Origin of the sequence: Ornithinimicrobium pekingense DSM 21552, from assembly GCF_000421185.1 — a bacterium.
Lineage (GTDB): Bacteria > Actinomycetota > Actinomycetes > Actinomycetales > Dermatophilaceae > Ornithinicoccus > Ornithinicoccus pekingensis.
Genome location: NZ_ATWJ01000011.1, coordinates 315,223 through 337,606 on the forward strand (window position 1 = coordinate 315,223; position 22,384 = coordinate 337,606).

Consider the following 22,384-nt stretch of genomic DNA (forward strand, 5'->3'; position numbering starts at 1 on the left):
GGCGCGCGCATTGTCGGGTATGCCGTGCCCGACCGGTCGCTGGCCCGCTCAGCCAGCCTGCCACCGGAGCTGGAGCTGGAGGAGAAGCCCGGCCAGCTAGAAGGGAGGAGGCTCGTCGTCCGGGCGGTGCCGCCAGCCGGTGTCATGGGTGGCGGCCTGCGGCCGCTCACCCGCAGCCGGCCCAGCCGCACCCATCGGGTTTGTCGCATCCCCCGCGGCGGCTGCCGCCTCCTGCTGGTCGCGCTCGTCCCGGACGACGTCCGGGTTAGGACCGTGGCGACGCTCCCCCGTGGCGGTGACATGGGTCAGGCTCAGGCTGTCCCAGCCAAGGAAGGCCGGGTCGGTGTCGGTGTCCGGGTGGTCGTCGCCCGCGCGCAGGGGACGGGCAGCCCCGCGGTAGGTCAATGCGCGGTAGACGGCGCGGTCCACCGCGTCAGCGAGGGCGACCTGCCTGGTCATGGACGCGCGCTGACGGCGTTCGCCGCGCCCGTCGAGCCCGTCGTCGATCCGCCCCTCGGCACGGGCACGGGCCCGGGCGGCCGCGTCGTCGGCCAGTGCCTGCTCGACGTCCTGGTGGACACGCTCGACCGCCGCCCGGAACAGGCTGGAGTACTGCCGGTAGTCGTGGGCGCGGGTCCGGTAGATGCGTCCAAGAAGGCTGGTCCAGGTCACGTCGCGGTTCGGCGCCATGACGGCCTCCCAGCCGCCATGCGTCTTCCCGTCGTGGTGGCGACTGTGGAGGTCCTGCAGGTTGGTCTCGCTCGTCGGGCCACCGGCACCGTGCGGAGTCACGTGGTCCAGCTGGGTGTACGGCGCGTGCTGCACGCACCCCGGTGCCCGGCAGGTCACGTCCGCCGCGTGGACCTGGGCGCGCATCGCCGCGTCAGGGGCGTATGCGGCGATGGAGCGTTCGACGCACCGTCCGTCGGCAGGGTCCATCAGCAGCCGGTGCAGAGTCGTGCCAGGGGTCAGTGCAAGCTCGCGGACCGCGTCCGGCGTGAGGAAGTGTGCGAAGGCGCCGGTGACCATCCCCATGCTCAGGACCTCACCCGGGGGCCCACCATCCGCGGACGGGCTCGACGGTTCGTGACCCCGCGGCTCTCCGGGCTGCGGCGGCGCCCCCGGCTGGGCTGCCCCAGGCTCGGCTGCCCCAGGCGGGGATGATCCCGGCGGGGGCGCCCCGCGCGGGGCTGCCCCAGGCGGCGGTGCCCCAGGTGTGGGTCCCCCCGGTGTCGATGTCCCCTGCGCTCCGTGCGGTGCACCCTCCGCCGCCCCACGCTCCCCGGCGAGGAAGCCGGGACTGAAGAGCGGCCGCTGAGGCGAGTGCACGAGCGCGTCGAAGGGCACGATGACATTGAGCACCGCCGGTGGCAGCGCGGCCAGGACCGCTCGCATCTGCTCGGTCCAGGCGGTGCGCACGTGGTCGTCGGCGTCCGGCGGCAGCGGGTCGGGCAGGGCGAGCCCCGAGTGGAGGAGCAACGACATACCCATGTCTGCGCGCAGGTCCGCCAGGGTGCGGGGATCTCCGAGAGCCCTCGCCTCGCGCGCCGCGCGCTCGAGCCGGTCGACCACGGCGGTGACCTGGGACGCGGTGCCGGACACGGTCACCGCTCCGGTGCCGTCCTCGTTGACCACGGCGCGCACGTCGCGCTTCTGCCGGGCCCTCTGCCGAGCCTGGGCGGCCGCCTGCGGGTCGCGGGAGGCAAGCCGCGTCGCCTCGCCGGCCAGGGCACGGTTGAAGAGCTTGTGCTCCCAGGGGCCGTCCTTGACCTCGCCGTCCGGGTCGAGCCGGTCGGTGCACACCGTCTTCGGGTCAGTGCCGAACAACCGCTCCGCGACCTCGGCCGTGTCCTCGTGAGCCTCATGCCCCAGCTCCCGCACGAACCGGCGCGCCAGGCGCCACGGGGTCACTCCTGTCGTCATCGAGTCGACGACGGGCTGCCGCACCTCCGCGGGGGCGTTGGCCAGCGCCACCAGGTCGCTCACCTCGCCCTCGCCCCAGCCGGTCAGCGCCTCGATCTCGCTGCGGGTGACTGACTTGGACCGGGCCCTCCACCTCGTGACCTGGTTGTCGGTGAGCTCCCCGGGACGGGTCACACCCTTGCGCCTCAGCAGCACCCGACCGTTGCGCACCGTGAGCTCGCCCACCACCGACACGAGGGCGCCCTCCAGGCGGGCACCCAACCGCGTGAGCGAGCCCACCAGGCCAAGCACGCGCGAGGCGTCATCCGTCCGCGCGGCCAGGTCAGGATCACCGCTTCCCGTCTCGGCCGAGGTGGGCTCCCGCGTCCCGTCTGCCGTGTCACCACCCTGCGCGACGGCGGTCAGGCTCGTCCCCTTCGTCAGCGCCGCCACCGTCGAGGCCGCTACCCCGAAGAGCTTCGCCGCCTCGGGCTCCAGCCCCATCTCGAGCAGGCATGCACGCAACCGCTCGTCCACGTCGGCCGTCGGCGAGCACGTGGCGGCACCCGCCTCTTCGTCGCCGATCTGGATGAGCCTCGGGAAGGGGAGGAACCACGTCGACGGGCCCGAGGGCCGGACATCGACGACCATCATCCAGGCGGCCACTCGGCGGGACGACTCCGGCTGCCGGGCGTGGTCGCGCAGCTGACCCTCCAGCTGCTCCTCCACCGAACTGCCCGGCATCTCGCCCTCCCCAGGTCTCGCGAGCCTCCCACCCCCGTGGGCGACTCCTTCGATGCACCCGATCTTAGGACAGGCGTACGACATACCCGCCCTGCGACACGCGGGTGTCGAAAAGATGTTCGAGGCGCTCCCTGCTCCCTCGGTCCCCGGACCAGGACGGCGCCACCCCTCGGGTATGAGGTGTCGGGTCGCTAGGCGAGGGCGCCCGTCTCCTCGAGCGCGCACCGCACCGCCAGGACCCGCTCCCCGGTCACCTCCGAAAAGGTCGGTGCCGCGCTGACCAGCACGCCGTCGGGCATGGCGACGCTCGCCAGCTCCTCGGGTATGGCGCGCGCCGGCACCCCTCGCAGGTAGGTCAGCCAGCCGACGACCGGTCTCCCCGGCCCGGCTCCTTGCACCCCCCGCCACTCGTCGGTCGTCCACGTGACCCAGTCGGGCTCCCACGCGTTCACGAGGCCGTCGAGCACGGCCCGGGCGGCCGCGGGCTCGACGAGGGAGTCGCCGTCCCCTCCATCCGACAGCTGCAGCACCACGTTGTTGCCGATCGGCATGAAGGTCGCCCCGCAGTGGAAGGTCAGCCCGACCGAGGGTGTCCTACCGTTCCACATCCCCCCGGTGAAGCCCAGCTCGTCGATCGTCCCGTCACCGACGCCCTTGCGGGCCCTTCCGCGCTCGACCAGCGCCGTCAGCAACTCCAGGTCCACGTCGACCGGACGGCGAGCGCCCGCACGTGAGCGCCCCTTGTGGCACCACGAAGCCAGCGCAGGGTGTGCCTGGCCCAGAGTCTCGAGGCACGGCGCCAGGCGTGCGGCGCAGGCCGAGGCCGACTCGGCGCGGGCGCCCCAGTAGGCACCGACATACATCGCGCTCATCGCTCCTCCCCGTCACAGCACATGGGCACCGATCACCTGCACGCGCACGTCGTCAGCACCCCGGTCGTCGATGTCGGCCTCCAGCGAGAGGTCGCTGGGACTCTGACCGGCCGTCCAGAGCGGCAGGACCACGGCATACCGGCCGGGGCCGTGATCGGCAGGCGTGAAGTCCGACCACGGCCAGGGGTCCGCGGGCAGCTCGACAAGCCGGTCGGGGTATCCCTGCAGCCCCTCCCTGACCATCTCGTGCGAGGGGTGCCTGACCGGGGCCAGCACCCCGTCGCGCGCCAGGCCGTCGAAGTCGCCCCGGGCGAGCCGGGAGACCACCTCGCGCAGGGCGGGTCGCCAGCGCTCCGGCACCGGGGTGTCGCCAGGCACGGCGAGACTGGTTGCGGGCTCGCCCACCGACCCCTCAGCGAACCCCGACCACTCCGGGGCCGGGTCGATCTCCTCGAACCCGACGACCCGCGCGTCGAGGTAGCCCCGCCTGCCGACCGGCACGAGCCGCAGACGCAGACCGAGCTGCGCCGCCCCCTCGTCGGTCCACAACGGCACCACGGTCTCGTGCTCCACCGGTCTCGTGCCCTCGACGGGGACGAGGGCCAGGAGCTCGTCCAGCCACGACCACAGGGCGTCGGGATAGGGGCGCAGCCGATCCTCGCACCCGACCAGACCCTCCCGGAGCTGGTCGACACTCAAGCCACCCCGGCCGGCGACGAGAGACAGCTCGCCGGCCGAGAGGGCGCCGACCACCCCGCCGACCGCCGAGACCACCTCAGGTCTGGTGTATGCCACTCGTCCCCCTCTCCCGGACAGCCAAGGCACCCCGTCGACTCACAGGGTATGGATCCGCTCGATGCGCATGGTGACCGCGCTCCCGTCATCGTGGACCTGCCCCTCGAGGGTCAGGTCGCTGCGTCCTTCCTCCGCGGTCCACAGCTCGACCGACACGTCCCAGACCTCCGCCTCGTCCGTCGGCTCGTGGTCGGTGAAGGGCCAGGCCTCGTCGGGAAGGTCGACGAGGGTGGCGGGATACTCCACGAGCCAGTGCTCGAAGCCGAGGTCGTCCGGGCCCTCGCGGGCGGGCGCGACCCCGTCCCGCACCAGGCCGGCGAAGTCGCCGGCCGCCAGGCGGTGGACGACACCCGCGACGACCGGTCGCCATCGCTCGGGCACCGGAAGCAGACCCTTTTCGGGAGTGCCCGGCGGGCCGGGAAAGACGGCCACCCCCGCGCCGCGCACGTCACCCGGACGAGTCTGCGCCTCGGTCGGCTCAGCGTCGACGAAGGAGAGCACCTCGGGCCGGTAGACAGACCCGTGCTCCGTGACGCGGACGAGCAGCCCGGCCCCCGTCGGGCCGTCAGCAGTGACCAGCGGGACAACGACGTCGACCTGGTCCGGGTACCCCTCGACCGGGCGCGCGGTCAGCTCACGGACGGACTCGGGCGAGAGGGGCAGCAGCCGGCCACCGAGTGACGCCAGCCCCTCCCTCAGGTCCGCCTCGCCCACCCGCGAGAACGGCCGGACGGCGCCGAACGCCTCCTTGACCAGGAGGTTGAGGCAGAACACGGCCGCCTGCCGCATCTCACGCCCACCCCTTGCGTCGCAGCCGTGCACGCGAGCACCATACAAGGGACACCCGCAGGGGGTGCCGGCACCACTGGAGGGAGCCGGTATGAGCAGCACCCAGCCCGGATCGTCGCCGCAGGGCACGCAGGGAGAGCTCGTCGAGTTCCGTCTGCACGGCATCGGCAAGCACGCGGAGTGGTCGGCGCTCGGCAGACCCTCCCTGCTCGACCCGCCACCACCCGCCACGACGCACCGCTTCGGCGTCGAGGACCCGGCGGTGCGCGTCGCCCTCCCGCCGACCCTCTCCACGCGCCCGGTCTACCTGATGAACTGGTCGCGCACCTCCTCCCACTGGGGCAACACGGTGAGCAAGCTGTGGTACGTCGCGACGCCCTACACCCTCGTCAACGTCGCCCGGAACATGCGCTCGCGCCCCGACCCCGACCCGGTCACCGGCCGGCCGGGCGCCTCGCGCGCGCTGCGCGCCCTGGAGATGGTGGGCACCCACACCACCGGCATGCTGCTGACCGGCCTCACCCTGGTCTGGCTGGCGGCCCTCGTCGAGACGCTCGGCCGGCTGCGGCCGATGGCGCCGGTCGTGCGCAACGGGTGGTGGGGGCCGGTGGTCGTGCTCACCGTCCTCGTGCTGCTGCTCGGCACCGTCTACGCCCGCAAGCACGAGAGCCGCATCGCGACCTCGGCGCCGACCCTGCTCATGCACGTGCTCACGCTCGTGGCCACCGCCGGGCTGCTGCTCCTGCAGCCCAGCCACCTGCTCATGCGCGCCGAGGCACCGCCCTCGGTGCTCCAGCCGCTGTGGTCACCAGCGCCCACCGACGTCGTGCGCGCCTGGTGCACCACCTCCGAGGCGTCCACCGACACCTGCCTGGTCGCCACCACGACCGGCGAGCCGTTCCTGTGGTTCTTCGACCCGCTGGCCACCGCGTCGCTGGCCGCCCTCGCGGTCGTCTCGGTCATCGCCCTGGCGCACTACGTCGCGGGTATGCGGTCGCGCTCGCCGAACGTGACCGGCGCCGGCCTCGCGCTCGCGGTCGCCATGGTCACCTTCCTCGGCTTCGCCTCCGCCCTGCGCGTGGCGCTGGAGTTCCTGGTGCACTACCTCAACATCTTCCTCGCCGGCGGGCAGGCCGAGCCCTTCACCCGGCTGGTCATGCCGCCCTACTGGGGCAGCGTCACCCAGGAGACCGGCACACAGTTCACCTCCAACACCCTCCCGCTGTATGGCGTCGCCGGGCTCCTCGTGCTCGTCGCCACCTTCGCGGTCCTCTCCCAGGTCGCCAAGCGACGGATGCCCGCGTCGGACGCCCACCCCAACCGGCTCGTGGTGGCGGCCCGCGCCCGGCACCACCTGGTGCGCAACCTGCCGACCACGCTCGCCCCGGCGCTGCTGATCAGCGCGCTGGTCACCGTCGGCGCCTGGGCGCTGCTCTACAGCGCGGTGACGGCCGACAGCCCGCGCCTGCACGAGCTCATCATCTTCCTGCTGCACCTGACGTATGCCGCCGCCTTCCTCGTCTTCCTGCTGCACCGCTACATCGGGCCGCTGGACGAGATCCTGGGCAAGCTGGCCGACGTCGTGGGCTTCTGGCCGGCCGAGCACCACGTCTTCGCCGGCATCAGCTATCGCACGCGGGTCGTGCAGGAGCTGGACCGGTGGATGCAGTCGCTGACGGTCAACGGCTCGGTCCTCGTGGCCCACAGCCAGGGCAGCGTGATCGCGGCCTGGGCCCTGGCCCAGAACCGCATACCCCAACGCAAGGTGCACCTGGTCACCTGCGGCTCCCCGCTCGACACCCTCTACGCCACCTTCTTCCCCGCGGCGTTCACCACCGAGCTGCGCGGCCGGCTCGTCGCCGCCGTCGACGGGCGGTGGCGCAACCACTGGCGCCGCAGCGACGCGATCGCCTCACCGTGCGCCGGCTGCGTCGACAACGTCGAGCTGCCCGACGCACCGGCGACGGGCCGCCCGAGCGGGCACAACAACTACTGGAACGACCCCGAGCACGTGCAGGGCATCGACCGGTGGCTCGAGGGCGTGGCGCCTGCCGCACGCGCTCAGGGCTGAACGCTCGTCGCCAGGTCCCCTCCGGGCCAGTTCACGGAATGGTGACGCTGTAGACCTGCACCCGGATGTCGTCGCCTCCGTTGTCAAAGACTTCTCCTTCGAGCATGAGGAGACTCAGCCCTTGCGTTGCCGTCCACATGGATACGTTCACCGTGTAGACGCCGGGACCGTGCCAGGCAGGTGTGTGGTTGGACCAGTCCCATGCTGCCTCGGGTAGATCAACCAGTGACTCAGGCTGCTGCTCGATCCAGTGCTTGACCATGTCTTGGCCAGGCACATCAACATCGAAGATCACCCCATCCCTCTCCAGCCCGTCGTAGTCACCGATGACCAGTCGGTGCACGACCGCGCGCAGCGCGGGACGCCACCGCGGCGGCACGGGGTTTTCGCCCGGCGACGGCTGCAGGTCCGACACTGCGACGCTGGCGCGACCGTCGGCCTGCCGGACGAACGACTCCGTGAGAGGAAGCGCGTCCTCAAATCCAGTCACCCGAGCAACGTAGAGGGGATCAGCACCGGTTGGGAGGAGCCGGACTCGAGCCCTGCGGCTCGCTGGACCTTCATCAGTCCACAGCGGCACCGTCGTCTCCAGCTCGACTGGCTCCGTTCCCGCCACCGGATGCATCTCGACCCTCTTGAGGTACTCCTCCCACGTCGATCGCGGTACCCGCCTCAGGTGGGGGCCTATAGCGTCCAGTTCACGCCGCAACCCCTCAGGTGTGAGGTCACCGTGCGCACCGAGCAAGGTGAGCTCTCGATCGGCCAGCATGTCGGCCACGAACCTCAGCTCCATCTGCTGCCGCCGCCGGTTCTCAGGACTTTGTTCAGTGGGGCGCACGTGCGGGCCTCTACGGAAAGACCCGGGTCGGAGTCATGTCGGTTACCCCAAGCGTGTTTGGGAAGTAATGGTCAACATGTGTCATCGCGGCGCCCTCGCGTAGGTCCTGTAGTGGTCAGTCATCTTGATCACTATCGCGGACGCGTCCTCATAGTCCCTGCTGAGCGGCCCCGCGGTCCGGCGAGGACGACGTGCACCCATGGACAACCGCCGGTGCCACAGCGGGGTCGCACCAACCGCAGTTGTCCGCTACCGGACGGGCCGGTCTCCCCGGCGCAGCAACCGGCGGGCCAGCAGACGCCCCCACCACCACGGCTTCGGCCTGCGCCCTTCCTTCTCCGGCCGCTCCTCCTCACCGGGACGTTCGTAGCCCGTCGCGGCATGCGCGGTCACGGTCTGCTCCCGCGTGAAGAGCTCGCCGGCGAAGGTGCTCCCCGACGCCCGGACGCGGATGCGGTAGAGCCCCGTCCCTGCCTCGAGCGAGTAGGCCGCCGACCAGCCGGGCCCGACGAAGCTCAGGTCGACCTGCTCGAGGTGTCCGTCCGGGCGCAGCACGTCCGCCCACACCGTGCTGCGGTCGGCCCCGACGACGACGTCATACTCCGTCAGCGTGGCGAAGAGCCTGACCTCCGCGCCCGGCTCAAGTGTGTCCTGCCGGGCGCTGGCCCGGAAGAGCAGGCTCGACCAGCTGTGCACCACGACGTCGTAGGGCAGCCGTCCCTCGGGGTGCTTCCTCCAGAAGGCGTCGCCGAGCCGCTCGCGGTCCAGCCGCAGCACCACGTGCCAGGTGCCGCCGTGCGTGCCGCGCGGGTTGCCCGGGTCGACCGGCAGCCCGGCTCGGTAGTAGCTCACGGCGTCGCGGTCGACCCGCAGCCCGGTGCCGAGCGCACCGAGCATGGCGGGATCGATGCGGGTGCCGTCCGGCGCCTCCAGCTCGTAGGTCAGCGCGCCGGGCAGGTCGGTCAGGACGATCGCGTCCATCCCGTAGTCCGCCTCGGTGATCGAGAACGGGATGAGCTGCTCCTCCCCCACCCCGATGTCGCCCCCCGGGTCGAGCACGACCTGGGCGTTGGTGATGCCGGCCAGCACCTGGAGGAAGTACTTGGTGAGGAGCCGGCGCTGGTCGGGGGTCAGCGTCCCGGTGACCAGCAGATAGCCGTTGTTGGACTGCGTCAGGCGGTTGAGCTTGTCGACGTCGATGTTGTAGGGCAGCCCGAGCCCGATCGCGAAGGTGTGCGCGGTGATGGAGCCGGCGACGTCGTCGATGAACGGCGCCTCGTTCTCCTGGCCGTCGGTGAGCACCACCAGGGCCTCGACGTCGTATGGCGTGGCCGCCCCCGCCTGCCCGTCCGCCAGCGCGGCCGCCCCCTCCTGCAGGGCGCCGCCGATCGCCGTCCGCCCCGCGGGGTTCATCTGGCTCCCGGCGATCTTCGCGATCGCGTCCACCCGGCCGGCGCCGGAGACCGGCGCGCCGACGTCCTGCACGTCCTTGAGCCGGTGGATGTTGTTGCTGAACCTGACCAGGCCGATGCCGTCACCGGGCAACATGGCCTCGACGAAGATCGTGGCCGCCTCGCGCAGCTTGTCGATCTTCTTCGTGCCGTCGCCGGCGTCCTCGTCCATGCTCCCCGACCGGTCGAGCACCAGCACCGCCTCGGCGGTCTTGCGGGCCACCGTGTTGGCGGTGATGGGCACCGTCCACTGCTGCCCCGTCTCGTCGCACCGCACGGTGACCGACCCGCTGGCGGTGCTGCCGGCGGAGGCCGACGTGTAGGCCAGCCAGATCCGGACGGGGGCGGAGGGGAGGTAGGCACCCGGGCCGACCGTCACCGTCCCGCCCTGCGGCAGGGTGAAGGGACCCGTCGGGCCGGTCACCACACGGAACGTCAGCGACCGGCTGGTGATGACCTCCCAGCGGACGGCGCGCCAGGTCGTCACCCCGGTGCCGCCGATGCCCTCGGGGATGTCGCGGAAGTCGATGCTGGAGGTCGTCAGCGTGATCGACTCGGCCGGCAGGTACATGTTCAGCGCTGCCCGGATCACCTCGGTGCAGACCTCGCAGAACGGGGAGTAGTCGCGCATGTAGCAGGCGAACGCCGGCCGGTAGACGTCGCAGCTGGTGTACTGCCCTCCCTCCCACGCACCGGTCAGCGTCGTCGCTGCTGGCGTGGCGGGCGGGGTGCACGACGACGTCGTGCAGGCCGCGTTGCACCGCGTCGGCATGGGCGTGGTCGCCAGCACGAGGTGACGCCACTTGTTGGTCGCGCGGTTGGCGTCCAGGGTGACGTTGGGTTCGTCCGGTTCGGTGGCCGGGGCGGAGCCGCTGCCCTCGTACTCGTCGGCCAGGCCGAACGCGGAGTGCCCAATCTCGTGGATGGCGATCTCGGCGGCCTGGGCGTGCGTGGAGAAGGTGGCGATGTCGCCGCCGGAGCCGCCGTACTTCGAGGAGTTGACGACCACCACGGCCTGGTGGACCAGCGGGACCTGGGCCTTGGCCTCGGTCTGCGCCAGGGTCGAGTCGCAGGTCAGCAGCCGGTCCAGGTTGCCTCCGCCCCAGGCGCTGCAGAAGGTCGAGTCGAAGTATGTGGCGGGCGTGGCCCCTGTGCCCCCGGCGCAGGTGGTGGGGTCGTCCGCGCCGCTGTCGGTGGAGGTGACGTCGACCCGGTGCACGTTGATCGCCGACCAGAGGTTGTCGAAAGGCGGCGTCACGCGCATGACGTCGACGAACGCCTGCACGTCGGTGTGGTACTGCCCCAGCTCACCGGCCTCGTAGCCGTCACCGAGCACGACGAGGTTCCACCGGGAGGTGTCTGGCCCGTGGTCGACGATCTTGGTGACGCCGAGGACGGAGCCGTCGGAGGAGCTCATGACGTGCGCCGTGCGAGCTCGAAGCGGGCGACCTCGACGGCGCCGCCGTCGGTCCGGACGCCGGGCAGCTCGCTGGAGACCAGCGCGACCGACGTCGCGCCGGGCACCGCGGGCACCAGCACGTCGACCAGCCCCTCGGAGACCCCACTCTCGTAGTGCTCGATGCGGCCGTCCGGGGAGTGGTGCTCGACCCTGGTGCGGAAGGGGTCATGGAGCACCCGCGTGCCCACCCGCCGACCCTCGGGGTCGAGCAGCTCGAGCCACGTCCCGCTGTTCCTCCCCGCCTCCGGCGGCTCGCCGACGCTCGGCGGGGTGATCATCGGCAGGTGCTCCTGGGCGACGAGCTCGACCCCGCCCGGGCCGAACCGCAGCGTCAGCCGGAACGACTCGCGGGGGTGTCCGCGGCCACGTGCACTGTCCGTCCGAGGCTCACTCATGACTGGATCCCCTGTCGCACGCGGCCCGGCGAGATGCGAAGACCGCCTGTTTCAGAATCCACCCGGCGGACAGAAGGTGTCAACGCCTCAAGGGACCAGCGCTACGGGCCCTGCCCACATCCATTACTGCTGGGCGACCGGAGTTTGCTACACAGCCAAGCACGCGCTCCCTGCCGGCCGGGCGAACCTGACGGGGGAGGGCCAGACTGAGGCCGGTCAGTCGTCCGTGCTGGCTCTGCCCCACCGAGCCACGAGGTGAGCAGCGCAGGGTCAGGCGGCTCTTTGAGCGACGTGCCCATCTCGCGGTCAAGCTTCTTCGCGAGGTCCGGATGTTGTTTCGGTGCGATGTCGAAATGCCCGTCGGCGACGAGAAGGTCAACGATCTCGTAGCGCCACCTGCCCAGGCCATCCGGCACCGACCGGTCGAGAGCCGCCGTCCTGCGGACGACTGATGCCTGGGCCGCGGAGGTCTGCAGAAGAGCGGCTAGCTCCGCCTGCGAGAGCGCCAGTATCGCGTCGGCGCTCGTCGCGCCCAGGCGAACGAGCGCGTCCTTGTGCGGCACGAGGGTCCGGACCTCCACGATGTCGGACTTCGGCTCTCGGCCCATTCTCCGCTGATACTCACGCGTCGTGATCAGGGTGGCCATCTGCGGATCGTCCTTGATCCACTCCGAGAGCTCACGGACCGCCCGCGCTGACATGAGGTGCCGTACGGCCAGCTCGCGGTCCGCCTCTACAGCGGTGCCGGCCAGGCTGCGGCAGAGTCGTGGTGCGTCCTCAACCTCTGCCCGCGAGGCGTAGAAGCAGGCCCACGAGTAGGCCGTCCATGGATGATCCAACTTCTCGGAGTAACCGGTCTCTTTCCCCTCCATCAGGTCGCACCAGTGCCTCGCAGCAAGGAGACGGTCTGTCAGCGCCGCCTTCGTCGCAGCGCTCACCTTGTCTGCGCGCTTCCCCCCAGCCGTCGCCGTAAGAGCTTCATCGATGTCCCCGATCGCCTCCTTGACGGCGGTCAGAGATTCCTGGTCGCGATACTGCGCACCACCCTTCGCTCCTGTCCTCGGCAGGCTGTAGTACCGGTTGATGAGCGCGACGTAGCGGGCGAACAGTGCACGAGCTCGGAGATCCGCACTCATGGGTCGCAGCTCGACAAAGTTGTTCAGAAAGCCTGCGTACAGGTCGAGCTCGACGGGGTCTTGACTGGTGCGGAACCGCGCGCTCCACAGCTCGAGCAGCAGTGGACGGTTCTTGGGGTCGGCGGTAAGCCCTCGGGTCAGCACATCCACACGGTCCTGCTGCTGATGACGCAGCGACGTCCGCGCCAAGTAGTGCAATCCGACGCCTTGCCACGTGCTCGCTCCGTCCAGTCCACGCAACTGGTACCGCTTGCCGATCGCCTCGGCGACGGCGGCGGCGCACAGGGCGTACAAATCGGGGTACACGGGTTTGTCGTCAGCGCCTTGGACCGCCTCTTTCGTCGCGCTCAGTACCGGAAGACGCAGCCCCAGCAGGTCACGATCCACCACTGCGCTGGTGACCGTCCGGCCGTGCTGCCGCACCGAGACGAGCAGAGTGTCCTTACTCTCGGCCTGGATGTTGACCACCCACGGAGTACGCGGAACGAGAAGCTCGAGGAGTCTGTAAACCGCTGCGGCCACCTTGCCTTCGGGCGTCGTGGTGAGTCCTGCCTGCTGCAGGGCGGTCTCGTCGGCCGGAGCTGCCGTCTCGAGCCTGCGGAAGTCCGGCTCGCTCAAGGCCCGCACCAGCGTGGCGACGTGTGCGGAGGCGTTACGGTCCTCGTCCCCCTTGGCATCTGCCACCTTGACTCGCATTCTCAGGGACTGACTCAGCCCCCACCCGAGCAGGAGGACGCCGGCCACCCACAGGGGGCCAGCGACTCTCAAGGGCACCGATGGCGACTCGAGCAGCACCCAAGCTGCGGTTGCGATCAGAGCGGCCCATCCCACTGATTGGGCGACGCGGTGGAGCTCTACAGCTTCGCGAGGGATTCTCTTGGGCGGTTCAACATCCTCATGACGACTGACAAACCACGACGTCGTCAGCCGACCCAACGGTGCGACCAGCAGCAGGGCGAGCACAACACCGGCGGCGAGGAAAGCCAGCGCGCCGATGAGGGGATCGGTCAGCGGCGAGAGGTACTTCTCCGACAGGTTCTTCCATCCGGCCGCCAGATCCTCGCTGAAGGTCGACCCGGGTGCGGTCAAGGCGGTGCCGTCGCAAGCCAGCGCTTGGTCACCCAAAGTCCTCTTGATGACCGCAGCCCGTTGTTCGCCGGTCGCAGCTGACGAGAACGTGAGGTTCACATCGCCACCAGTGCACGTGCGCGCCGCCGGAAGACTGAGCCGGGCCTCAGTCAGGCGCAGTCCGGGCAGGGCATCCCGCACCTTCGCATCGTCACCCACGGCGCCCGCAGCCGTAGCGAGGTCGGCACCTAATTGCAGGCGGCTGAGAGCTTCTGACCGTTCCTCTGTGCAGAGCAGCTGCTCGGTCCTCGTAGCTTTGGGGATGTCGCTGTCCGCGGCTGCCTCGCGAGTGCGGTCGATCAGAGCCAGTGCTTTTCCTGGCTGGGCTCCTGCATTGTAAGTATCTGCCAGCGTGCAGACGGGAGACACCGTTTCTGCCTCCGATGAGGCAACGGCAGGCGAAGGCGCAGAAAATGTGACCGAGAGGGCACACGCCCAGCCGCCTGCGACAGCAACTGTCTTGTCCCGGGACAGACCCCCAATTCGCATGGACCCCACCCCTTCACCCAGGTGAAATCAGGGTAGACCTGCTGCGGTCCCCGTGACTAGGGCGAAATGAATGCGGGTACCTGCTAGGGCGGCCAGTGTTGCGCGTCGGGTCATAGACGACGGGCGTCATTCAGCCGGCTGGCGCCTCGCGGGTCAAGCCTCAACGTCACCGCATCTCCCGGATGGTGCACCGGGTCCTCCGCCAGCGCGGCCACTTCCCCGACGCCGTCAACCTCGACCTCCAGGTGCACCGCGTCCGAGACCGACACCGCGCGCCGGACGACACCAGACAGCGACCCATCCTCGTCCACCCGCAATGCACTCCGCCTCAACGCCAGCACGCCCCCCGCAGCCCCGTCGAACCCCACACCATCGGCACCACGCACGAGCCGCGCCGCCGCCTCCCCCTCCACAAACGTCTCGTACCCGATGAACTCCGCCACCTGCCGCGACACCGGCGCCCGCCACACGTCGACGGTCTCCCCCTCCTGGGCGATGCGCCCGTCGAGCATCACCGCCATCCGGTCGGCGACGGTGAACGCCTCGTCGTGGTCGTGCGTCACCATCAGCGCGGTCGTGCCGGTCGACACCAGGATCTCCCGCAGGTCGCCGGCGAGGCGGTCGCGCAGCGACCGGTCCAGCGCCGACAGCGGCTCGTCGAGCAGCAGCAGCGCCGGCTCCGCCGCCAGCGAGCGCGCCAGCGCCACCCGCTGCTGCTCCCCGCCCGACAGGGTCGTCGGCCGCCGGTCGCCATAGCCGGGCAGCCCCACCAGCTCGAGCAGCTCGGCCACCCGCCGCGCACGCTCGCCCCGCCCCACGCGCCGCAGCTTCAGCGGATAGGCGATGTTCTCCGCCACTGACGCGTGCGCGAAGAGCTGCCCGTCCTGGAACATCAGGGCAAACCCGCGCTCGTGCGTCGGCACCCCCGCCAGGTCGCGCCCGTCCCAGCACACGCGCCCGCCGTCGAGGTGCTCCAGCCCGGCGATCGAGCGCAGCAGCGTCGACTTGCCACACCCCGACGGGCCCAGCACCGCCAGCACCGACCCCTCGGCCACCGACAACGACACCGAGTCGACCGCCACGGTCGCACCGAACCGCACCGTCACATCGTCAAGCTCGAGCACACCCATCTCCTCAGAACGTCCCGACCGAGCCGACGCGCAACCGCTCCACGACGCCCATCACCGTCACCGTCACCAGCGCCAGCACGACGCTGGCGGCGAGCGCCATGCCCAGGTGCTCGGCCCCCGGGCGCGAGATCAGCTGGTAGATCACCACCGGCACCGTCGGCCGGTCCGGCCGCGCCAGGAACGCCGTCGCGCCGAACTCCCCCAGCGCCACGGCAAACGCAAACCCCGTCGCCGCCAGCAGCGGCCGCGCCAGCACGGGCGCCTCCGCCGTCCACGCCGCCCGCCACGGGCCCGCGCCCAGCGCCGCCGCCGCCTCCCGCTGCCGCGGGTCGACCGAGCGCAGCACCGGCGCCAGGGTCCGCACCACGAGCGGCAGCGCGACCATCGCCTGGGCGATCGGCACCAGCACCGGGGAGGTCCGCAGGTCCAGCGGCGGCCGGTCCAGCGTGATGAGGAAACCAAAGCCCACCGTCACCGCCGAGATCCCCAGCGGCAGCATGAACGCCCCGTCCAGCGTCGACACCGCCCCCGACCACAGCCGCGAGCGCGGCCGCCGCGACACCAGCAGCGCCACGATGAGCCCCAGCACCATCGCGAGCACGGTCGCGTCGACGGCGCTGCGCAGGGAGTTCATCACCGCCTCGGTCACGCTCACCCGCAGCACCGGCGTCGAGTCGGGGTCGGTCAGCGCCCGGTAGTTCTCCAGCGTCCACCCGCCCCCGCGCCGCAGCGAGCGCACCACCAGCGTCCCAACGGGCAGCAGGACAAACGCGACCGCCACCCCGGTCATCCCCAGCGCGGGTATGTCGTCCCGCCGGGGGCGGCGCGCCGCCGCCCGGGCGCCGACCCGCTTCAGGCTCTGCTCGCGCGACCGCCGCGTCCGCGCGGCCAGCGCGAGCATCGCGACCACGGCCACCAGCTGCAGCACCGACAGCACCGCCGCGCCCTGCAGGTCGAGGAACTGCGTGGTCAGCAGGTAGATCTCGGTCTCGATCGTCCCGTACCGCAGGCCGCCGAGGGTCAGCACGACGCCGAACGCCGTGGAGCAGAAGAGGAAGACCAGCGTCGCCGCCGACACCACCGCCGGCGCGAGCGCGGGCAGGGTGACGGTTCGCCACACCTGCCAGGGCGAGGCGCCCAGCGCGGCCGCCGACTCCTCGGCCCGCCGGTCCAGCCCCTCCCATAGCCCGCCGACCGTGCGCACGACGACGGCGAGGTTGAAGAAGACGAACGCCAGCAGGATCGGCACCCACGTGCCGTCCCAGCCAAGCCCGCCCAGCGGCCCGCCGCTGGACAACAACGAGCGAAACATCACCCCGACCACCACGGTCGGCAGCACGAACGGCATGACCACCAGCGCCCGAAGCAGCCCACGCCCGGGGAAGCGCAACCGGTAGAGCGCGAACGCCGCCGGCATACCCAGCACCAGCGTCAGCAAGGTCCCAGCCAGCGCGCTCCACAGCGTGAACCACAGCACCCGCAGCGTCCGCGCCCGCCCCAGCACCTCCGGCACCGCCGACAGGTTCAACGACCCCTCGGGCAGGAAGCCGCGGGCGAGCATCCCGCCGACCGGCAGGCCGAAGAAGACCGCCAGGAAGGTGAGCGGCAGGAGCGCGGCGGCGCCGAGCAAGATGCCGGGCCCGGTCAGGTATGTCGTGCGCCGGGGGCGCGAGGACGCTGGGGCCGGAGGCGACGCCACGGGCAGTGTCATGGTCGACTTCCTTCGCCGGTGCTAGCCGGAGCAGGTTCGGAGGGTCTGCGGTCGGGCCGCACTCTCAGCGCTGGGCGCTCCCCTGTCGGTACAGACAGCCAGCCTACGTCAAGCCGCCGGGCCCCAGGTCGGTCACAGCCGGTGAACCCTCTCCCCGGGCTGGGTCTTGCCACGGGTGTCGAAGAACAGGCGCGCGGCACCGGTGAGGGCGTCCAGGTCGTACTCGCGGTGGTTCTGCACCAGGACCGTCAGGTCCGCCGCGCCCGCACCGGCCGCGGCATCGTCCACGCGGACCGCGTCGGGGACCGCACGCCAGTCGGTCACGTCGGGTCGTGGTACTGCACGACCGCGCCCTTGGCCAGCAGGTTCTTGGCCAGCGGCACCGCCGGGGACTCTCATCCCTGGCGGCCTGGTCGAACCCGAGCGCCCGCGTACCCGGCGGCGAGGGAGTCCCACAAGTGCCCCATCCGCGAGGACAGGATGCGCAGCGGCCCACTTGGCCTCCGTCGGCGGCTGGATCCCCAGGTCCAGCTCGCCCTGCCCAGCCGCGAGCTTCTGCCTGGCCGCAGTCTTGAGCAGCTCGAGCTCGACGTCGGTGTGCGCCGAACCGATGTGCTCGATCTGCCTCGAACCCTTCCGGCGCGAGTACACGATCTGCACCGCCGTCGCCCCAGAGGACGTCTTCACGGTACGGATGTGAGCCACGCCGCCACACTAGAACCCCCCGGCTAGTGCCCCAATTTCCGAGCAGTCGGGCACGACTCCCCAGGTCAGCAGCCCGCGATCACCGCTGCACGCAATGAGTGAGCCAAGTCAGGTCAGGGGTCTGTCCGATGAACGGTGTTTCTGGCGTTCATCTCAGAGGTTCTCCGCGGCCGGCATGCGGTCGGCGAAGGTGACGGCGAAAGCGTTGAGCGCGGGCTTCCACCGCATGGTCCATCGTGCCTGCCCCGTGCCCTTGGGGTCCAGCCCGCGGGTCACCAGGTAGAGGCACTTCAGGGCGGCCTGCTCGGTCGGGAAGTGCCCGCGCACGGTGACCGCGCGCCGGTACCTGGCGTGCAGGGACTCGATGGCGTTGGTGGAGAACAGCACGCGGCGGATCTCCACGTCGTAGGCCAGGAAGGGGATGAACTCCTCCCACGCTGCTCTCCGCATCCTGGGGATGGCTGGGTAGGGCTTGCCCCATTTTTCCTCGAGCTCCTCGAACGCCGCCCACGCTGCCTCCACCGAGGGGGCGGTGTAGATGCGGCGCAGGTCCTTGGCCAGCTGGTCCCAGTACTTCCGGCTGGCGTAGCGCAGCGTCGCGCGGATCAGGTGGATCACGCAGGCCTGCACGATCGCCTGCGGGAAGACGGCGTTGACGCTGTCGGGCAGTCCTTTGAGGCCGTCGCAGACGATGAAGAACACGTCCCGCACGCCGCGGTTCTTCAGGTCGGCCAGCACATTCATCCAGAACTTCGCCGACTCACCATGTCCCGTGTCAAGTTCTTGGCAGGTTTTCGGGCTCGGGAAAGTTGGGTGAGCACGGGTCGGCCTGGCGCAGGTGCACCTCGCGCGGCCGGTTCCAGGACAGGGCCTCGTGCGGGCGGACGGTGTTGAACTCGGCCCGGAAGTCCTCGCCGTGGGTGACCAGGTCGTGCATGTCGTCGATCTGCTCGCGGTAGAGCCGCTCGTACTTCAGCGACTGGAACGCGCGCTCCCGGACGCCGTTCTGGCCCGGAGTGCGGACCCGGGTGCGGACGTGGTCCAGCTCCGGGGTGGCCTCGATGAAGGCCGCGAACCGTGCCGAGCGGAACGGGCCGCCGTTGTCGGTGACCAGCGTGATCGGCACGACCTCGCCGGTCTCGGGGTCGGTGAGGTACTCCAGCAGGTCCAAGCCCTCGGGCAGCAGCTCGCCCGCCTCGGCCAGGGCGAGCTCGACCGCGGCGACCGCGTCGTGCTGGTTCGCGGTCGGCGACCAGTACCAGCCGAACTCGTACTTGGACCAGTAGTCCGCGATCCCGGCCACCCGCCAGGTCCCCCCGCCGGCGGTCTCGTACTCGGAGAAGTCGAACTGCCACACCATGTTCGGCCCGGTCGGCGTCTTGGCGAACGCCGCCTTGCGCTGCTGGGCGAGCTGGCGTCGCTCTCGCTGGTAGTCGGCCTTGAGCAGCAGCCCGGCGTCGTCGAGGATCCGCGCCGTGGTCGACATCGACACCCGATGCCCCGAGTGACGAGCCATCGCCCAGATCTTGCGGTGGCCCCAGGCGGTGTGTCTGGCCGCCAGATCAGTCACGACCTGCCAGGACGCCTGGCGCGCCGGCCGCGGCCACGGGCCCTTGGCAGGGCGCCCGGCCCGGGCATGCGCCTGCCACCGGCGGTAGGTCCGCTCGGGGACGCCGATCAACTTGCAGAACCTCGCGGTCGGCATCCCCACCTCGGTGCGGATTACCTCGAGGTCCTCGAAGGGCCCAGCCGGCCCTCGGCGCTCTTCTTCCACACCCGGGCCTGCAGGTGTGCCTCGCCCAGGGCGGTGGTCAGCTCGGCGACCTCAGCCTCCAGCTGCTCCTCCCGGGTCGAAGGCCCGGTCCGCCCCGAGGCCATCGCGGTCCGTCCCGCCTCGAGGAAGTCCGCCTTCCACCGCCCGATCGACTGCTCGGAGACCTTCTCCTTACGCGCCGCCTCGGCGATCGAAACCTCGCCAGCCAGGACGCTGAGCACGATCCTGGTCTTCTTCTCCGCCGGGATCACAGGTGGTCGTCCCACGGGTCATCTCCTTCATGGTCACGCCGATCATGCCCTCATAACCGGTCTGCCAAGAAGTTTGGAACGCGACAACCACCCCCCTGCCCTGCCCACAGCCCGAGGACGTCTCGCCGGCCGTTCAGGTCCACGCCGATCGCGGCGTAGAAGGGCTGGTTGCCGACCTGCCCGTCGCGCACCTTGACGTAGATCGCATCGATGAAGATGGCCGCGTACACCGGTTGCAGCGGACGGGAGGACCAGGCGGCCATCTCCTCCAGCACCTTGTCCGTGATCCTCGAGGCCGTGTCCTTGCTGATGCTGGCGCCGTACACCTCGTGGAAGTGCGCGGAGATCTCACCGGTGGTCAGGCCCTTGGCGAACAGGCTGATCGCGACGGCATCCACGTCCGAGAGGCGGCGTTGTCGCTTCTTGACGATGACCGGTTCGAACGTGCCGGCCCGGTCCCGGGGGACGGCGATCGTCACCTCCCCGGCAGCGTCGGTGAGCACCGTCTTGGGCCTCGTGCCGTTGCGGATGTTGCCGTTCCCGGCGGTGGGTACCTGGTGCTTCCCGTGGCCGAGGTGCTCGGTCAGCTCCTCCTCCAACGCGGTCTCCACGACGGTGGCGGTGATCGACTTGAGCAGCCCGTCCGGGCCGGTCAGATCCTCACCACGTGCCCGGGCGGCCTTGACCAGCTCCCGGACCGCAGCCTGCTCGGCCTCGCTGCGCGAGGTCGTCTTCTTCACCTTCTTCGGCATCGAGCTCACGCTCGAGATCTTCTCGGTCATCACATGACCTTCCCCGCCAGCTGAGCCGGCGCGTCGGGCCAGAAACACCGTTTAGCGGACAGTCCCCAGGTCAGTGCCGGGGCCGACTCGACGGTCACGGTCAGCAGGTCAGGGGCGCGGTCGACGGCGGTCACGTGCAGGCCGTCCAGGCCCACGAGCAGATCGCAGTTGTGGCAGTACGCGCCGCCGGTGCACAGGGCACGGCAGCACGACGTAGGCTCAGACACGTCGAGGTCCTTGGCGATCGGGAGAGGTAGAAGTCCTCCGATCATCGGGGACCTCGACCCCGTCCCGGCCTCACCCAGCGCGTCGGCGCGCCGCCCTCACCCCACCTTCAAAGACGAAGAGATTCCCCTAACGGGTTGTCAAGGCCTCAGGGGGGGTGGATTCGTCGGGCAGGGGGGATCGGCGAGAGAGTTTCTGGGCCTGGCCTCTCGCTCGGCTTCTGGTGAGGTCAGCGGGTGAGCTTGGAGCGGTGCGTGGCCGCGCTGCGTGCTCGGGCTCGGGCCCGGACCTCGGGTGGGACGGCGTACGTTCGGGCGATCTCCTTGGCCCGGGCCCGGGTCAGCGGGGTGCCGTCGGTGTCACGCAGCTGGTAGGGCCGGTCGCGGTGCAGGACCGTCCAGGTGCGTTCGATGAGCTTGCGGGCCACGGCGACGGTGGCCTTGGTGTGTCCGTGGCCACGGTCGACCATCAGGTGCCGGTAGTACGCGGCCAGCTGCGGGTCGACCCGTCGGGCGCCGCCGGCGGCCTGGTAGAACGCCAGGCGCAGCACCGCGGGGCCTTCCTTGGTGATCGCCCGGGAGGGTTGGACCACGGTCCCGGAGGACCACGTGGAGGGGTTCATCCCCACGTAGGAGGCGGCTGCCTTGGCGGTGGTGAACGCGGAGCCGTCGCCGAGGAAGGCCCGCACGGTGGGTGCGGTCGCCGGTCCCATCCCGGGCACCGAGCCCAGCAGGACGTCGTCGCCGTACAGGTCGGTCCAGTACCCGGTGGCCTGGGCGGTCGCCCGGGCGATCCTCTCCTGGGCCTCGTGCATGTCGTGCAGGTGCTCGCCCACCTCCCAGGCCAGGGCGTCCAGGTCCAGGTGCCCGTCCCAGAAGTCGGCCCACGCCCGGGCAGCGGACCGGATCGCCTCGACCCGGGCGGGCACGTCCGGGACCGCGCGGGTGTGCGCGGCCACGACCCCGGTGAGGGTGGCGCGGCGGGCGCTGCCCAGGGCGCGCAGGTCGGGCCAGCGGGTCAGGACCGCGATGGCGGTCGGCTGTGACCCGGCGAACGCGGACCACACGTCGGGGAAGGCCCACCGCGCCAGCGAGATCAGCCGGCGGCGGGCCCGGTTGCCGTCCACGACCAGCTTCCCGCGGCGGGTCACCGCCCGGCGCAGCGACAGCTGCGCCGGGGACAGCGGACGTAGCGGGGTGAGGGTGAAGACCTCCCCGGCGGTGGCCAGCACGTCGGCGTCGATGACGTCGGACTTGTCCTTGCCGATGATCGCGCCCCGCAGCCGGGCCGCGTGCCGGGCCCCGAGCAGGGACAGGTCACCACCGGCCTGACGCATCGCGATCGATAGCGCGAGCCAGGTCATCGACGTCGGCTCGGCGACAGCGACCACCCCGGGGTGCCTGCCCAACCGTGCGCTGAGCGCGTTCAGGCCGGCCAAGGTCGGCGGGGTGGTGAACCGGGTCAGGCGCACCTGCCCGTCGCCCAGGATCTCCCGCACGCACACGTGATGGTTGGCCACCACCGCGGCGTCGATGCCGACCTGGACCCGCACCGGTGACGAGGGCACGGTCGTGGGGTCGGTACTGTGAATGGACACGAGGGTTCCTCGGTTCGCAACGATGAACGTGAACCCGTTCCTCGACGACCACCGGCCAGTGACCAAGAGGATCGGGCTCGCCAACAGCGGCGGGAGAACCCTCGCGTCCTGACCGGCAACACCCCGGGCAACGTCCGCGA

General features: G+C 70.9%; 16 protein-coding genes, 3 pseudogenes and 1 riboswitch. Of the genes and pseudogenes, 1 reads left to right on the forward strand and 18 read right to left on the reverse strand.

Going from position 1 to position 22,384, the window contains the following annotated elements; translation table 11 throughout:
• Window positions 1–96 precede the first annotated feature (96 nt).
• From K330_RS0112815 to K330_RS21135, 4 genes are all read right to left on the reverse strand, one after another.
• Window positions 97–2,646: an HNH endonuclease signature motif containing protein gene (locus K330_RS0112815; RefSeq protein WP_022922214.1), complete on the reverse strand. Its 2,550-nt coding sequence runs from the start codon at window positions 2,644–2,646 to the stop codon at window positions 97–99.
• A 191-nt stretch (window positions 2,647–2,837) separates the two neighbouring features.
• Entirely contained in the window at window positions 2,838–3,518 is a 681-nt protein-coding gene (locus K330_RS0112820) for an Imm52 family immunity protein (RefSeq protein WP_156875796.1), read from the reverse strand.
• A 12-nt stretch (window positions 3,519–3,530) separates the two neighbouring features.
• Window positions 3,531–4,313 carry a DUF7668 domain-containing protein gene (locus K330_RS0112825; RefSeq protein ID WP_156875797.1) on the reverse strand — a complete coding sequence of 261 codons (783 nt, stop codon included), beginning with the start codon at window positions 4,311–4,313 and terminating at the stop codon, window positions 3,531–3,533.
• Between the two features lie 39 nt (window positions 4,314–4,352).
• Window positions 4,353–5,102, reverse strand: coding sequence for a DUF7668 domain-containing protein (locus K330_RS21135; protein WP_022922217.1), 750 nt, complete (start codon window positions 5,100–5,102; stop codon window positions 4,353–4,355).
• A gap of 91 nt (window positions 5,103–5,193) precedes the next feature.
• On the opposite strand from K330_RS21135, the gene K330_RS0112835 reads away from it, so the two are divergent.
• A complete protein-coding gene (locus tag K330_RS0112835; protein ID WP_022922218.1) occupies window positions 5,194–7,173 on the forward strand; it encodes a hypothetical protein in 1,980 nt (659 codons plus the stop codon).
• A gap of 31 nt (window positions 7,174–7,204) precedes the next feature.
• Here K330_RS0112835 and K330_RS0112840 read toward each other — a convergent pair whose 3' ends face one another.
• The 14 genes and pseudogenes from K330_RS0112840 to K330_RS23360 all read right to left on the reverse strand — a co-directional run bounded on the left by K330_RS0112840 (window position 7,205) and on the right by K330_RS23360 (window position 22,244).
• Window positions 7,205–7,942 (reverse strand): DUF7668 domain-containing protein, encoded by a 738-nt coding sequence (locus K330_RS0112840; protein WP_420329252.1) that lies wholly within the window; start codon window positions 7,940–7,942, stop codon window positions 7,205–7,207.
• 318 nt (window positions 7,943–8,260) lie between these two features.
• The gene (locus K330_RS21140; protein ID WP_022922220.1) at window positions 8,261–10,879 is read right to left on the reverse strand and encodes a M64 family metallopeptidase; all 2,619 of its coding nucleotides are present in this window, start codon (window positions 10,877–10,879) and stop codon (window positions 8,261–8,263) included.
• On the reverse strand, window positions 10,876–11,316 hold the full coding sequence (locus tag K330_RS0112850) for a hypothetical protein (RefSeq protein ID WP_022922221.1): 441 nt from the start codon (window positions 11,314–11,316) through the stop codon (window positions 10,876–10,878). The genes K330_RS21140 and K330_RS0112850 overlap by 4 nt, the downstream gene beginning before the upstream one ends.
• Window positions 11,317–11,417: 101 nt before the next feature.
• Window positions 11,418–13,640, reverse strand: coding sequence for a hypothetical protein (locus K330_RS0112855; protein WP_029202635.1), 2,223 nt, complete (start codon window positions 13,638–13,640; stop codon window positions 11,418–11,420).
• Between the two features lie 539 nt (window positions 13,641–14,179).
• Window positions 14,180–15,199, reverse strand: a complete 1,020-nt coding sequence (locus K330_RS0112860; RefSeq protein ID WP_156875799.1) for an ABC transporter ATP-binding protein — start codon at window positions 15,197–15,199, stop codon at window positions 14,180–14,182.
• 4 nt (window positions 15,200–15,203) lie between these two features.
• Window positions 15,204–16,910, reverse strand: a complete 1,707-nt coding sequence (locus K330_RS0112865; protein WP_084617493.1) for an ABC transporter permease — start codon at window positions 16,908–16,910, stop codon at window positions 15,204–15,206.
• Window positions 16,901–17,004: riboswitch (TPP riboswitch) on the reverse strand. It overlaps the preceding gene by 10 nt.
• A 38-nt stretch (window positions 17,005–17,042) precedes the next feature.
• Window positions 17,043–17,234, reverse strand: coding sequence for a hypothetical protein (locus tag K330_RS0112870; RefSeq protein WP_022922226.1), 192 nt, complete (start codon window positions 17,232–17,234; stop codon window positions 17,043–17,045).
• Between the two features lie 67 nt (window positions 17,235–17,301).
• Window positions 17,302–17,615: pseudogene (locus tag K330_RS24680) on the reverse strand (IS1634 family transposase); the annotation flags it as partial.
• 153 nt (window positions 17,616–17,768) lie between these two features.
• A pseudogene (locus K330_RS21145) lies at window positions 17,769–18,380 on the reverse strand (IS256 family transposase); the annotation flags it as partial.
• A gap of 10 nt (window positions 18,381–18,390) precedes the next feature.
• Window positions 18,391–19,131, reverse strand: coding sequence for an integrase core domain-containing protein (locus tag K330_RS0112885; RefSeq protein ID WP_229665826.1), 741 nt, complete (start codon window positions 19,129–19,131; stop codon window positions 18,391–18,393).
• Window positions 19,132–19,337: 206 nt separating this feature from the next.
• Entirely contained in the window at window positions 19,338–19,655 is a 318-nt protein-coding gene (locus K330_RS0112890) for a helix-turn-helix domain-containing protein (RefSeq protein WP_029202638.1), read from the reverse strand.
• A gap of 74 nt (window positions 19,656–19,729) precedes the next feature.
• Window positions 19,730–20,422, reverse strand: a pseudogene (locus tag K330_RS21150) (IS256 family transposase); the annotation flags it as partial.
• Entirely contained in the window at window positions 20,422–20,649 is a 228-nt protein-coding gene (locus tag K330_RS0112905; protein WP_156875800.1) for a hypothetical protein, read from the reverse strand. The gene K330_RS0112905 and the pseudogene K330_RS21150, both read right to left, overlap by 1 nt.
• A 227-nt stretch (window positions 20,650–20,876) precedes the next feature.
• Complete coding sequence (locus K330_RS23360; protein ID WP_156875801.1) at window positions 20,877–22,244, reverse strand: IS110 family RNA-guided transposase; 1,368 nt, start codon at window positions 22,242–22,244, stop codon at window positions 20,877–20,879.
• Window positions 22,245–22,384 lie beyond the last annotated feature (140 nt).

Excerpts from the sequence above, each read along its gene's own strand:
- K330_RS0112815 (WP_022922214.1), bottom strand. The coding sequence starts at position 2,646 with ATGCCGGGCAGTTCGGTGGAGGAGCAGCTGGAGGGTCAGCTGCGCGAC.
- K330_RS0112820 (WP_156875796.1), bottom strand. The coding sequence starts at position 3,518 with ATGAGCGCGATGTATGTCGGTGCCTACTGGGGCGCCCGCGCCGAGTCG.
- K330_RS21135 (WP_022922217.1), bottom strand. The coding sequence starts at position 5,102 with ATGCGGCAGGCGGCCGTGTTCTGCCTCAACCTCCTGGTCAAGGAGGCG.
- K330_RS0112835 (WP_022922218.1), top strand. The coding sequence starts at position 5,194 with ATGAGCAGCACCCAGCCCGGATCGTCGCCGCAGGGCACGCAGGGAGAG.
- K330_RS0112840 (WP_420329252.1), bottom strand. The coding sequence starts at position 7,942 with ATGCTGGCCGATCGAGAGCTCACCTTGCTCGGTGCGCACGGTGACCTC.
- K330_RS21140 (WP_022922220.1), bottom strand. The coding sequence starts at position 10,879 with ATGAGCTCCTCCGACGGCTCCGTCCTCGGCGTCACCAAGATCGTCGAC.
- K330_RS0112850 (WP_022922221.1), bottom strand. The coding sequence starts at position 11,316 with ATGAGTGAGCCTCGGACGGACAGTGCACGTGGCCGCGGACACCCCCGC.
- K330_RS0112860 (WP_156875799.1), bottom strand. The coding sequence starts at position 15,199 with ATGGGTGTGCTCGAGCTTGACGATGTGACGGTGCGGTTCGGTGCGACC.
- K330_RS0112865 (WP_084617493.1), bottom strand. The coding sequence starts at position 16,910 with ATGACACTGCCCGTGGCGTCGCCTCCGGCCCCAGCGTCCTCGCGCCCC.
- K330_RS0112885 (WP_229665826.1), bottom strand. The coding sequence starts at position 19,131 with ATGGCTCGTCACTCGGGGCATCGGGTGTCGATGTCGACCACGGCGCGG.